The organism is Streptomyces sp. NPDC037054, from assembly GCF_055606745.1.
In genome coordinates this window covers 1-11,940 of the sequence record NZ_JBVJSJ010000003.1, presented here as the reverse complement: position 1 = coordinate 11,940, position 11,940 = coordinate 1, and the positions used below count along the sequence as shown (strand labels likewise).

Here is an 11,940-nt window from a genome sequence, read left to right as displayed (position 1 = left end):
GCGCCGCATCACGCGGCGGTCAGGCGCGTGAGTACCCGTTCACGCCGACAGTCCGCTGCCGCAGGGGGCACACAGATCGAGCAGGCGTGCGCGGGGTCACATGCAGTCGGTGAGAAACCACCCTGCCAACGGCTGCAGCGAGCGCACGGCCCATCGGGAGATCCATCCGGCACATCTGCCGTACGGTCTCGGCATCGAACTCATGGGCGCGCACCGAGCTGACCGCCTGCGCGCCCATCTGCCACACATGGGGCCGCAGGAGCCAGGACGTGCCCACGAGTGCTCCGAAACCGGTCGATCACAGCGCCGTCGCGCCCGGGCCCATGGATGTCCAGGGCGAGCGTGCCGGACCTGACGATCCAGAAGTGATCCGCCCGTCCGCCCTCGTTGAACAGGCGGCTCCCCTGCGGGATACCCACCTCGCGCGCGATGCTCATCAGTCTGCCCCGGTACTCGGCAGGAAGCATCGTGGTCACCGGGGCATGGTCGGGGTCGTCGTAGTGGTCATGGCAGCGCCACCTCCCCGGCCCCCACAGAACTGACGATCCGGGGCACCGCCGCCAGAGTGGCGGCGGTGCCCCGGATCGAGGCGCGGGAGCCGGTCAGAGCAGCCAGCGGTTGCGGCTGACGAACGGCAGCCGCGCCCACGCCTTTCCCAGACCCCAGGTCGCGCCGGCGCCCGCGGCGGCGAGGGCGATGAGGACGACGGCGTAGATGAGGTGGTAGTCGGCGAACGGGTTGGCGGACATGCTCGCCGAGCCGTCGGAGAGGTGCTTGGCCGGCGGCCACTCGGCGATCCACATCAGCGCCATCATGGCGGTGCCGGCGACCGCGGCGAGCCGCAGGCAGATACCGGCGATCAGGGCGAGGCCGATGCCGAGCAGGCCCAGCATGAACAGCCAGTCCGCCCAGGCGGCTCCGGCCCAGTCGTGGAAGGTCGACTCCATGGGCCCGACGGCGACACCGCTGAGGAAGCCCCGGGTCGGCGAGCCGCCGTCGATCCAGCCCTTGCCGGAGGGGGTGGCATAGCCGAAGCCGAAGGTCTTGTCGAGGAACGCCCACAGGAAGACGAACCCGGTCAGCAGGCGGAGCCCGGCGAAGACGTACGCGCTGGTCGCCGTCGCCACCGCGGTCGACGCCTCGCCGGACGCGGAGGCTGTCCCGGCCTTGCGCGACGACGGGAAGCGGAACCCCACGTGCCGGTGGGGGTGGTCGTGCACTGCCATGATGCTCATCCCTTCCAGGGGTGATGCGCGGGGTCTTGTTGACTCTCGTTGCCCCTTCAATGTCCTGCTTCGCCCCTCGCCATCGCAGAGGCCGCTGGGCCCCGACAGCGGGGCCGAACGTCCCCACTACCAGGCCCGTTCAGCCGCCCCAGGTCCAGTCCGCGAATTCGGGCAGGGCGGTGCCGTCGTGGACAGGCCCCGGGCACAGACAAGGCTTGACGTGCTCGGGGCGCAGCCGCTCGGCCGGAAGGGGTTGGCCCATGAGGGGACTGGCCCGAGTCGGCTTCCGCCGCTGTCGCTCTCACTCGTGGGGTACAACAGCCACGGGGCAGCCGACGTGGTGGATCACGGCGTGGGTTACGGGACCGGTGCGCGGGCCCACCGGCCGTTCGGCCGGCCGATGGCCGACGACGAGCAGGCTCGCTGCGGAGGCGGCGCTGATCAGCGCCGTCGTGGCCTTGCCCTCCGACACCGCTTCGACGACCTCGACGTCGGGATACCTGTCGCGCCACACCTTGAGCACGGCGGACAGGAAGCGCTCCCACTCCTCAGCCTGCTGCGGATGGTCGACCAGAGCGATGTCTCCGGGGCCGAGACTGAGGGCGGAAGCCGCCTGCCAGGCGTGGACGACCCGAAGCTGGGCACGACGCAGGCGGGCGGCTTCGAAGGCGAACTCGATCACCTCGTCGCAGGGATCGCCCAGATCGAGGCCGACTACAACGTCCTGGTAGCCGGTCCGGGTTGAGGCGCTCGCGTCGTGCTCCGGGAAGTGCTCGTCCTCGGCGGCTTCCCCTGCCCGTACCAGCACGACGGGACGGGTGGCCTTCGCCACCACGCCCAGAGCGACCGAGCCCACCAGCAACCCGGTGAAGCCGCTCAGCCCACGAGAACCCAGCACCAGCAGATCGCCCTGATCGGCCTCCTTCAGCAGGGCCGCGGTCGCCGGGCCCTCGACCTGCGCGTCGTACAGGCGCACGGCGGGAACGACGCCGCGGATGCGGTCTTCCGCCTGGCGCAGCGCGCGCCCGGCCAGGTACCGCTGTGCGGCGTTGGCGGGCACGCCGTCCGCCTGGCGCGGGTGCCAGTTCCAGGCGTGCACCAGCCGCAGCGGTCGTTCGCGCCGCGCTGCCTCGCGTGCGGCCCACTCGGCTGCGGCCAGGCTCTCGGCGGATCCGTCGACTCCGGCGATCACGGGGGAAAGCACGACGCACACCTCCAACAATCACAGTCTCGGTCTGCTCTCATGGCCAGCGTCACGCCACAGCGCCCGCGCTGCGAGGGGCTGCCAGGTCCTCACCCGAGGCCATCCGGCCCCTGCTCGGCCGAGGTTCCCCGCCGCCGCGCCGTAACCGTCACTCCGCAAACACCAGTTGGCACGTCTCGGCCGGTTGGAGGCCGACCGCCCGGTCGGGCAGCCTGATGTCGATCGGTCCTTCGTCGGACGACGGCACGGCGATCCGCAGACGCCCACGCTCAAGACGCAGCCGTACGCCCCAGTGGCCCTGGTACCGGATGGCGAAGCCGTACGACGACAGTTCCGGCAGCGGCACCGGGTCGAGCCACAGGGCACCGTCGCGGGTCTCCAGCCCGGTCAGTCCGCGTTGCACCAGGTCGAGGGTGCCGGCCATGGCGCCCAGGTGGATGCCTTCGCCTGTGGTGCCGCCCTGAAGGTCGGCGATGTCGCCCTGCAGTGCCTCCTGGCAGAACCTCCAGGCTTCCGCGCGCCGGGCACGGGCCAGCACCCAGCCGTGGACCACTCCGCTGAGCGTGGAGCCATGGCTGGTGCGGGCGAGGTAGTAATCGACGGTGCGCTGCCAGGTGTCCTCGTCGAGCGGGAAGCCCAACCTGGCGAAAACGCCCTGAAGTTCAGCGGGTGAGAACAGGTAGCCGAGCATCAGTACGTCGGCCTGCTTGGACGCCTGGTAGCGGTTGACCGTGTCGCCCTCCGACTCGAGTATCCGGTCCAGGCGCCGGATGTCGCCGTACCGGTCGCGGTAGCTGTCCCAGTCGAGTTCGGCGAGGTCGCCGTAGCCCTCGAACTGGCTGATGACGTCGTCGTGGAAGGGCACGTGGAGAGTGCGGGAGACGTCCTCCCACAGTTCGAGCTCGCCGCCGTCCAGGCCGGTCCGCTCGACGAGTTCGCGCCGTCGGGGCTCCGGGAGGGCACGCAGGACGTCCAGTGTGCGGGTCAGCACCCAGGCCGCCGTGACGTTGGTGTACGCATTGTCATCGAGGCCCGGCAGGCGCGCGTCGGGATAGGCGTCGTGGTACTCGTCGGGGCCGACGACGCCCTTGATCCGGTGCCGCCCGAGGTGCTCGTCCCAGGTGGCCGAGTCCGCCCAGAAGCGCGCGATCTGCAGCAGCATCTCGGCGCCCTTGCTGTGCAGGAACTCGGTGTCGCCGCTCGCTTCGCAGTACTGCCACACGTTGTACGCGATGGCCGAGCCGACGTGGTGCTGGAGCCGGGAGTGGTCCGGCAGCCAGCGCCCCGAGCGCGGGTTGAGGTGCAGTTCCTGGGTCTCCTCGCGGCCGTCGCTGCCGCTCTGCCACGGATACAGGGCGCCCCGCCTGCCGACGGCCCGTGCCGCGGAGCAGGCCTGTTCCAGGCGCCGGTGGCGATAGCGGAGCAGGGCGCGGGACACCTCGGGGAAGTGCAGGTTGAGGTAGGGCAGGACGAACAGCTCGTCCCAGAAGACATGGCCTCGGTAGGCCTCGCCGTGCAGACCGCGGGCTGGGACACCGACGTCCAGGTCTGCGGTGTGCGGCGAGAGGGTCTGCAGCACGTGGAAGAGGTGCAGGCGCAGGATGCCACCCGCCTCGCCGGGGACGTCGAGGTCGGCCCGGCGCCAGAGCTGGTCCCAGGCCGTGAGGTGGGCTTCCAGTAACTCGTCGAAGCCGGGCGCCCGACCGACCCGGTCGACCGCGGCGCGCAGGGGATCGCTGATCGCCGGGTCCCGTGAGGTGTGCAGGGCGACGGTCTTGTCGACGGTGGCGGTGCGGCCGGGCACCAGGTGGAGACGCAACTGCTGGATGGCGCAAGGGGGTTCGTGCCGGGGCAGGACGGGCACGTCGGCAGTCAGGCGAGATGCCATACCGATGCGGATGTCCGAGGTGCGGGTGCGGCAGCGCAGCCACACCTCGTCAGGGGCGGCGTCGCCGGTGTGCACGTGGGTGAGATGGCGGCCGTCCAGATCCCGGTAGCGCGGCACACCGGCGTTGGTGATGCCGCCGTCGAGGAAGGCCTCGACTTCGAGCTCGCCGGAGAATCCCTCGGCCGTGAACTCCGTGCGCAGGGCGGCGAGGTGGGGGTCGGCCATGTGCACGAGACGCTGTTGGCGCACCGACAGCGTGCGCCCCTCGCCGAGCGCGTACCGCGTCCGGCGTTCCAGTAGGCCGGAGGCCAGGTGCAGGACCTGACGGTGTTCGAGCACCGTGGCGGTGTCCGGCGTGAGCCACTGCCGCTCGCGGAGGCGGTAGCGGAGGGGCAGCCAGTTCGGCAGATTGGCCATGTCCTCGTTCTCGACCCGGCGTCCCGCCACCTCCGAGGTGAGCCGGTCGTAGCAGCCGGCCGCGTAGGTTCCCGGGTAGTGCACGTCGTCGGCGGCGCATTCGGGCAGTGCCCCTCGGGTGGCGAAGTAGCCGTTGCCGAGTGTGCACAGTGACTCCCGCAGCCGCTCGTCAGCCGGGTCGTAGCCCTCGTACTCCCACATCCAGCCCGTCACTTCGACGCCCCTCCCAGGAGCAGTTCTCCGAGGTCCCGTACGACGATGTCGGCACCGTGCCGCAGCAGTCTCTCCTCGGTGTCCTGACCGGCCGTGCGATCCACACCGACGACGAGGGCGAACCCGCCGCGGTGGCCCGCCTCGACGCCCGCCAGCGCGTCCTCGACGACGGCGGCGCGGCCTGCGGGGACACCGAGCCGGCGGGCCGCCTCCAGAAACAGGTCGGGCCGTGGCTTGCCCGGCAGCCCGAGCCGGGCGGCCTCGGCGCCGTCGACCAGCGCGTCGAAGAGATCGAGTACCCCGGCCCGGGTGAGCAGTTCGGCGGCGTGCCGGGACGCGGACGCCGCCGCCCGGGGTATCCCTGCCCGGCGCAGCGCACGGACGAGCCGTACCGTGCCCGGATACGCGTCGACGCCGTGCTCGCGCAGCCGCTGCGTGAACAGTCGCTCCTTCTCCGCGGCGACGGCCTGTACGGCCCGCACGGTGTCACCGGCCGACGGGTCGAAACCGCGGGAGGCGAGGAAGGCTGCTGCGCCGTCGAGTCGGGACTTGCCGTCCACATACCGCAGATAGTCGTCCCGCACGTCGAACGGACGGCGTAAGCCGGGGTCTTCGGGCCGGTGTTCACACAGGTAGGCGTCGAACGCGGTCTTCCACGCGGCGGCGTGCACCCTGGCCGAGTCGGTGATCACTCCGTCGGTGTCGAAGACGACGGCCCGGACGTCTCTCAGCGCAGGTGCGAGCACGCTGCGGGACACCGGGGACGATGCGGCCGCCGAGGCGTTCACGGCCGCCCGGCCCTGTGGGCGGTGGGGCCGGACGGCCGGTCGCCGCGGCGGCACTCGTCGTCGTACGGGCCGGGGCCGCCGATGCCGACGGGGACTGTCATGCGTGCTCCTTGGCAGGTAGGACGCGGAAGGACGAAGGGGTGGATCGAGCGGTGCGGTTCACTGTCCGGCCCACTGCGGAACGATCGCCACGGGGCAGACGGCGTGATGCAGCATGGTGTGCCCCACCCGGCCCAGCTGAAGCCCGAAGTGGCCGTGCCTGCGCCGGGCTCCGATGATCAGGAGGTCCGCGGCGGCAGAGCGGTGCAGCAACACCTTGCGGGCAGGTCCTTCGACGGTGGCACGGCGCAACCGGACACCCGGATGGTCCGCCACCGCATCGCGGACCAGGGTGTCCAGCAGAGTGGACGCCCGCTCCTCGTGATAGTGCGCGGGCTCACCTGTCAGCAGGGGGTGGTCGGTTGTCTCGTGTGCGGGGCAGCGCCAGGCGCGTACGACGTCGAGGGTGCACTTGCGCGCCTCGGCCTCCCGGAAGGCGAACCGGACCGCCTCGCCGCTCGTGTCGGGTTCTCCCGCGCCGAGCAGGATCCGTTCGTGGGTACCGGCCAGGCCGGCCTTGTCCCCCCGGACCACGATCACCGGGCAGTGGGCACGGGACGCGACGGCCAGGCCCACCGATCCGAGGAGCAGCCCTGCCAGCTTGCCGCGGCCCCGCGATCCCGTCACCAGGGCCCAGGCGTTGTTGCCTTCGCGCAGGAGGGCGTAGTCCGCTTCCTCGGGCACCACCTCGGTCGAGACATCGACACCCGGGTGGCGCCGTCGAGCGCGTTCGGCCGCGGAGCCGACGATGTTCTCCGCCATGACCTCTTCGGACGGGTGCTCCGTGCTGTCCGACGGCATGACATCTTCGTAGCGTTCCCAGAGCGAGGCGTGAACCAGCCGCAGGGGGACACCATGTCGGGCTGCTTCATCCGCGGCCCAGTCGACCGCCTGGAGGCTGGAATCAGATCCGTCGACGCCCACGACCAGGGGCAGTGTCATCCTCCCCACCGCCTTTCATCGGGCTGCGGCGTGCGCGCAGCGCTGGACCTCCGTGTCACCGTCGCACCCTCGGCGGGGCGGCGGAAGGGGCGGTCGGGCCAGGGCAGGGGGACGTTCGGCCCATGCCCGTACGCGGCCGAGAGGGCCAACCACTCGGTGGCTGGGACGTCCGCTTGGCTGACAGTCGGCCCGCGTTCCATTCAGCAGCTGGTGGAAACGGGGCGTTCCGTGGCAGGCGTCGACAGTGTCCCGGCCTGCTTCGGCAGCCTGCGTACGCGACGCCGCAGGAGCCGAACGGCGAGCGCGTCGAGCGATGCGGTGGGGACGCACGTCACGCCGACCGCCGCGACCGACAGCACCGCGAACCGCTCCCAGAACGCGGGTGTCAGACTTGTACCCACTGTCCTGCACTCCCCTCGGCCAGCGCCGTTGTCCTCGCTCTCAGCCAACTCGCGCAGACGTCCCCGCGCATGAGCCGACCGGCTCCGAACAGGGGTCTCAGGCGCCCTTGCGCCAGAGCCATCCGGGACAGGAGTCGACCGGCACGCTCTGCGCCTGCGATCGCCCGGTCACCGGGCCGCTCAGTCGGCTGTTCGCCCTCACCGCGTAGGTCGCCGCCCAGCGCCCGGACGCGACACAGCGAGCCCTGCGCCGCAGCGCCAAGGTCCCTGTACGGGAGAGGACCAGGAGGGACCGAACGGCCCTTCCCCTCACTCCACCGCCCTCGCTCTGCTTCGACCATGTCCGAACCCCGTACCAGGTCCGCACCGCACCACACGGAACGCGTCGTCGGCGCAACGACCATGGTGGAGCTGTGCGGCGAGATCGACATCCTCACGGGACCGCCCGTTTCGGCACGCCTCGACGCCCTGACCTCAGCCTCAGGCGCCGATCTGGTGCTGGATCCGCGCCCCGTTTCCTTCATCGACTGCACCGGCCTGGGCATGTTGTGCCGCGTACCCAACCGGGTTCTCGCCCGGCAAGGCCGACTGCGGCTGGTGACCGACAGCCTTGGTTTCCGGCGGATCCTTCGGTGCGCTCGCCTGGCCGGTGTCTTCGAGTTGCACTCCCATCTGCCCGAGCCCCTGCTCCGCTCGTCCGCGGCAGGCGTCGCCTGTGCCACGGTGGGCTGACCTGTTCGCGGCCGAAGAGCCAACTGCTGATCAGCCCTGAGCACACGCCGTCTCGTCAGCCGCGCAGCGACGACACGCCCGTGCTCAGCCATGTCGGCTACGGTCCATTGACCCCGCCATCCAGCAGATCGAGCGGCGGGCGCCGCGGAGTGACAGGGCCCTCCGGGCCGTAGCCGAGGCGGATCAGCATCTGGGCATGACCAGCGTGTTCGGGGACGGAACTCAGGGAACGGCGCAGGTCGGGCCATTCCATCGGCTGGTGCAGGAGGGAGGCCCGCACCCCGTGGGCCGTGGCGACGAGCAGAGCGTGTTCCAGTGCCTGGCCTGCGCGCAGCCAGTCCGTACGGCGATCGTGCTCCGTCGTCAGCAGCGCGACGGCGGGGATGGTCTCGAACGGCTGGGAGCGGAGCCGCTCGGGGTGCCGCTGGGCGGTGAAGTCACGCATGGCGAGTCGTTCGTGAGCGTCCTGTGGACCGAGTGCCGCCTGCGGAAGGCCGAGGTCGGTGGGCTCGTCCGGATCCCGGTGGACCCAGCGGCGGCTCTCCGCTCCGCGGTCGGGGTCGTTCCTGTTGCGCTGTTCGGCCTCCGTGGTCAGGCGCAGCAGCCGTGCCGTCCCGGCGGGTCCGGGGAAGGTGAGCGCGGCGCCCTCCACGCGCACGGCCTCGGTGAGTTCGGCGCGTACGTGCGGGGGCAACGGCTTGCCGGAGAAGGGGAACCGGCTGCTGTGCCGTCGCCAGATCGCCGCGTAGAGGTCGGCGCGACGGCCCGTGCGGCCAGGAGTCGTGGGACTCGTCGGGCGAACCGTGGCGAGCAGGCCGGGGTCCTCGGGTTTCGGCAGCAGGCGTGTGACCGGCAGCCAGCCGAAGTGGGCCATGGCGACACGCAGGTTGAAGACCGCGGCCCCGACGGACAGGTGCAGGGCTCGACCCGTCGGGTCCGTGTGGCGCAGGCCCCGTTCCGGAGCGGCACGCACTTCAAGTGCGACCGCCTCGGGGTCCAGGCGGTAGCGCCATGGCTGGGTGTTGAAGATCGAGGGTGCGGCGACGGCGGCGGCGAGGCACTTCTCCACAGTCGCGGCGTCGAGCTGCCTGATGGGCATGGCGCCCTCCTCACAAGACCGGCGTCGTTCTGCTGTCCTCCGAGTGTCCGAGGCCGACGGGAAAGTCGTGAGGGGCCGACAGTCCTTGCCCCGGGGTCTGGTCGGGCCACACGTCGTCACCGGCTCTCGCGGGCAGGGCTGAACGGCCCACTGCCGTAGGTGAATCGGGTCCGTTCGGCCTCACGATGCCGTCTGATCGACCCCCGCCGGCCCTCGCTCCCGGGTGTCACCGTGCTGGCGGCACGACGAGGAGGTGCGGACCGATGTCCTGCGGCGAGCGTACGAACACGAAGAGCCACATCAGGCGGAGGTTGTGGCGGTGGCGGAGCAACCCGCTGCGAAGGCACGACGACGTCATCGAGGCGTGGATCGTCCTCTCCGTGTGGACGGTCATGACGCTGGGCGGCGCGCTCGTCGGCGCGGTGACCGCCCAGGCCGCCGACGGGTACTTCGCCGGGCAGCGTGCCGAGATGCGCTCCGTGCGGGCCGTACTCGTCCAGTACGAATCTCAGGCCGTGTCGGTGGCGAAGACGAGCTCCCGGATCCGGGCGAAGGTCCGCTGATCGAGTGTCGTGGTCTGGACCGACAGCCACGGCGACCTCACTTCCCGGCCGTCGGCGGCTGCCCGGGCCGTCACGCGGGCAGGGGTCATCGGCTCGGGTGCAGCGCTCGCTTTCGCCGGCCTGACGTTCGGCGCCGGTGCCGTCGCACGACGGTGGCCCGGCCGGCGACGCATCGAGCGGTGGGGACGCGAGTGGGACCTGGTCGGACCTCGCTGGGGGCACAAGACCGGTCGGTCCTGGCCGGGCAGCGCAGCGGACGGCACGAGCCCGGGCAGACGACCCTGGCGACGGCGCCCCGACGTGATGCGCAGCGGCCGGGACACGGCCGATCGGCGGGACGGATGTCCTCGACGAGAGGGCCGCATTCTGCGCCGTGCAGGACCGGTAGGCCCTCCCGGGAGGTCGCTGCGGCGCGGAGCCTGGACCGTAGGCCCAGACCCACGGCACGCGACGAGAACTGGAGCGGCCCCATGTACGCCAACGACGGTTTTCGCGAACTCGACCGGGAGGAGTGCCTGCGGCTGCTGGCCACGGCCCCCGTCGGCCGGATCGTCCACACGCGCCAGGCCCTGCCCGCGGTCCTGCCGGTGAACTTCACCCTGGACACGGGGTCCCGGGGGGCGGCGGTACTGATCCGTACCTCGGCGGACTCCGAGCTCGCCCGGGCCGTCGACGGCGCGGTGGTCGCCTTCGAGACGGACGAGGTCGACGCCGCCGTCCACTCGGGCTGGAGCGTCGTCGTCACCGGCCGAGCCCGGCTGGTGACCGACCCTGAGGAACGTGCGCGGCTGGAGCGGACCGGGCCTCGTTCCTGGGCACCATCACCGGACGACGTGCTCATCCGCATCGAGGCGGAACTGATCACCGGGCGCGAGCTGGTCGGAGGCCGGAGCCTTTACGGCGTGGAGCTGTCCGCCTGAGGTGAGGCGCTCGTACTCAGCTACCGTTCCCTGCCCCCGAGCGGGCCGGCCCGTCCCGTGCGTGGAGACTGCCCATGCTGTTCCTGGTGCCTTCCCACGCCGGCCCGCCGACCAGACGGCAAGCTGAATCGCGGGCCGACCGGGCCGTGCAAGGGGCCGGTCGGCCCATGCGCGGCCGGGCTCTGGCGGATGACGCTGGAGTGAAGAGGAAGGGGAGCAAGACATGAGCGGCACCATCGAACGGCTCCCCGGTCGGCTCACTCTGCCCGACCTGTCCGACTGGGCGGAGGCGGGATTCCCCGTGACGGACACGGTTCCGACGCAAACGCACGGCATCCACGTCGAGGAACGCCTGACGGACGGGACGTATGTACTGCAGGCCGAGCTGCCGGGCGTCGACCCCGCGAAGGATGTGGAGATCACCGTCGCGCAGGGCTTCCTGGCCCTGCGTGCCGAGCGCAGAGCGGAATCCCCGGACAAGCGCCGCAGCACGCGCCGCTACGGCCACTTCACGCCGCTGCCGGCCGGGGCGAAGGACGACGAGGCGACGGCGGAGTACAAGCACGGGGTCCTGACCATCAGGATGCCGGTGCTGGAACGGAAGACAGGCATCATCACCGTCCCGGTGCGGGAACCTCTGCGTGCCGGTACGCGATGAGCCGACCACGGGTACGCGGCCGGGGTCATTGTCCCGGCCGCGTACCCGTCCCCCTCCACTTGTTTCTTGTGACATGGAGCCGAGGGCCGCCCGCTTCTTGCGGGCCCCAATTGCACGGTGCGCGGTTTCGCTCCGCTTCGCCGTGTCTTCTGGTGGCCCTCGGCTCGTTTCCTATGGCACCGTCGATGGCCGACGCGTTGTAGGGCCGGATGGTCCCGACCCGGGGGCCGACCGGCCGTTCGGCCCGGAGCAGGGCCTGGACTATGGGCCGTTCGGCCCCATGAGCGGGCCTGTACGGCGCTGTCCCGCCCGTGTGCCCGCCCGCCGGGGTGTCTCCCACGGGCCGGCACCCTCCATGGCCAGGCACGGCGGTGATCTCTGTCCAACAGGCAGAAACCCGCGTGTCGCCGCCGTTGCGGCGCCCTGGGCTGAGAGGGGTCGAACGGCCCCATCGCACCGGGCGCATCGGTCCCGGCAGCCCGGCAGGACGAGGGCCGGATGGCGGCGCGGAGGGCTCCCGCAGACCCTGTCCGCCGTCCCCGCGTGGGACGAACATCGACAGCAGAGTCCGTCCGCGCCCCTCTGCGGACGACGTCGCGAGCGATCCGGAGGCAGTAATGGCGACCGTGGCCCCGACAGGCGTGGAAACCACTGAGAGCGCGTCGAACGCGTGGCGCGGCTTCGCCGGGCGACGCTGGCGTGAGCGCATCGACGTGCGCGACTTCATCCAGGCCAACTACACGCCCTACGAGGGCGGTCCGGCCTTCCTGGCCGGGCCCACGGACCGCAC

12 protein-coding genes and 1 pseudogene are annotated in these 11,940 nt (G+C 71.4%); 4 read left to right on the top strand and 9 right to left on the bottom strand.

The window, feature by feature from the left end; translation table 11 throughout:
- Nucleotides 1-39: 39 nt before the first annotated feature.
- The 8 genes and pseudogenes from ACZ7D7_RS08625 to ACZ7D7_RS08590 all read right to left on the bottom strand — a co-directional run bounded on the left by ACZ7D7_RS08625 (nt 40) and on the right by ACZ7D7_RS08590 (nt 7,178).
- Nucleotides 40-467 (bottom strand): annotated as a pseudogene (locus ACZ7D7_RS08625) (Crp/Fnr family transcriptional regulator).
- A 135-nt stretch (nt 468-602) separates the two neighbouring features.
- Complete coding sequence (locus ACZ7D7_RS08620) at nt 603-1,226, bottom strand: hypothetical protein (RefSeq protein WP_470823237.1); 624 nt, start codon at nt 1,224-1,226, stop codon at nt 603-605.
- A gap of 139 nt (nt 1,227-1,365) precedes the next feature.
- Complete coding sequence (locus ACZ7D7_RS08615) at nt 1,366-1,488, bottom strand: hypothetical protein (RefSeq protein ID WP_470823236.1); 123 nt, start codon at nt 1,486-1,488, stop codon at nt 1,366-1,368.
- A 39-nt stretch (nt 1,489-1,527) separates the two neighbouring features.
- Complete coding sequence (locus ACZ7D7_RS08610; protein ID WP_470823235.1) at nt 1,528-2,430, bottom strand: universal stress protein; 903 nt, start codon at nt 2,428-2,430, stop codon at nt 1,528-1,530.
- Between the two features lie 148 nt (nt 2,431-2,578).
- A complete protein-coding gene (locus ACZ7D7_RS08605) occupies nt 2,579-4,948 on the bottom strand; it encodes a glycoside hydrolase family 65 protein (protein ID WP_470823234.1) in 2,370 nt (789 codons plus the stop codon).
- A complete protein-coding gene (locus ACZ7D7_RS08600) occupies nt 4,945-5,736 on the bottom strand; it encodes an HAD family hydrolase (RefSeq protein ID WP_470823233.1) in 792 nt (263 codons plus the stop codon). The genes ACZ7D7_RS08605 and ACZ7D7_RS08600 overlap by 4 nt, the downstream gene beginning before the upstream one ends.
- Nucleotides 5,737-5,895: 159 nt before the next feature.
- A complete protein-coding gene (locus ACZ7D7_RS08595) occupies nt 5,896-6,777 on the bottom strand; it encodes a universal stress protein (protein WP_470823232.1) in 882 nt (293 codons plus the stop codon).
- 200 nt (nt 6,778-6,977) lie between these two features.
- Entirely contained in the window at nt 6,978-7,178 is a 201-nt protein-coding gene (locus tag ACZ7D7_RS08590; protein WP_470823231.1) for a hypothetical protein, read from the bottom strand.
- Nucleotides 7,179-7,517: 339 nt separating this feature from the next.
- Here ACZ7D7_RS08590 and ACZ7D7_RS08585 point away from each other — a divergent pair, with 339 nt between their 5' ends.
- Nucleotides 7,518-7,910, top strand: coding sequence for an STAS domain-containing protein (locus tag ACZ7D7_RS08585; RefSeq protein ID WP_470823230.1), 393 nt, complete (start codon nt 7,518-7,520; stop codon nt 7,908-7,910).
- Nucleotides 7,911-8,007: 97 nt separating this feature from the next.
- On the opposite strand, the gene ACZ7D7_RS08580 is transcribed toward ACZ7D7_RS08585, so the two are convergent.
- A complete protein-coding gene (locus ACZ7D7_RS08580; protein WP_470823229.1) occupies nt 8,008-9,009 on the bottom strand; it encodes an Acg family FMN-binding oxidoreductase in 1,002 nt (333 codons plus the stop codon).
- A 263-nt stretch (nt 9,010-9,272) separates the two neighbouring features.
- On the opposite strand from ACZ7D7_RS08580, the gene ACZ7D7_RS08575 reads away from it, so the two are divergent.
- From ACZ7D7_RS08575 to ACZ7D7_RS08565, 3 genes are all read left to right on the top strand, one after another.
- Nucleotides 9,273-9,572 (top strand): hypothetical protein, encoded by a 300-nt coding sequence (locus ACZ7D7_RS08575; protein WP_470823228.1) that lies wholly within the window; start codon nt 9,273-9,275, stop codon nt 9,570-9,572.
- A 470-nt stretch (nt 9,573-10,042) separates the two neighbouring features.
- Nucleotides 10,043-10,492, top strand: a complete 450-nt coding sequence (locus tag ACZ7D7_RS08570; protein ID WP_470823227.1) for a pyridoxamine 5'-phosphate oxidase family protein — start codon at nt 10,043-10,045, stop codon at nt 10,490-10,492.
- Nucleotides 10,493-10,715: 223 nt separating this feature from the next.
- On the top strand, nt 10,716-11,150 hold the full coding sequence (locus ACZ7D7_RS08565; RefSeq protein WP_470823226.1) for an Hsp20/alpha crystallin family protein: 435 nt from the start codon (nt 10,716-10,718) through the stop codon (nt 11,148-11,150).
- The last annotated feature ends 790 nt before the right edge of the window (nt 11,151-11,940 follow it).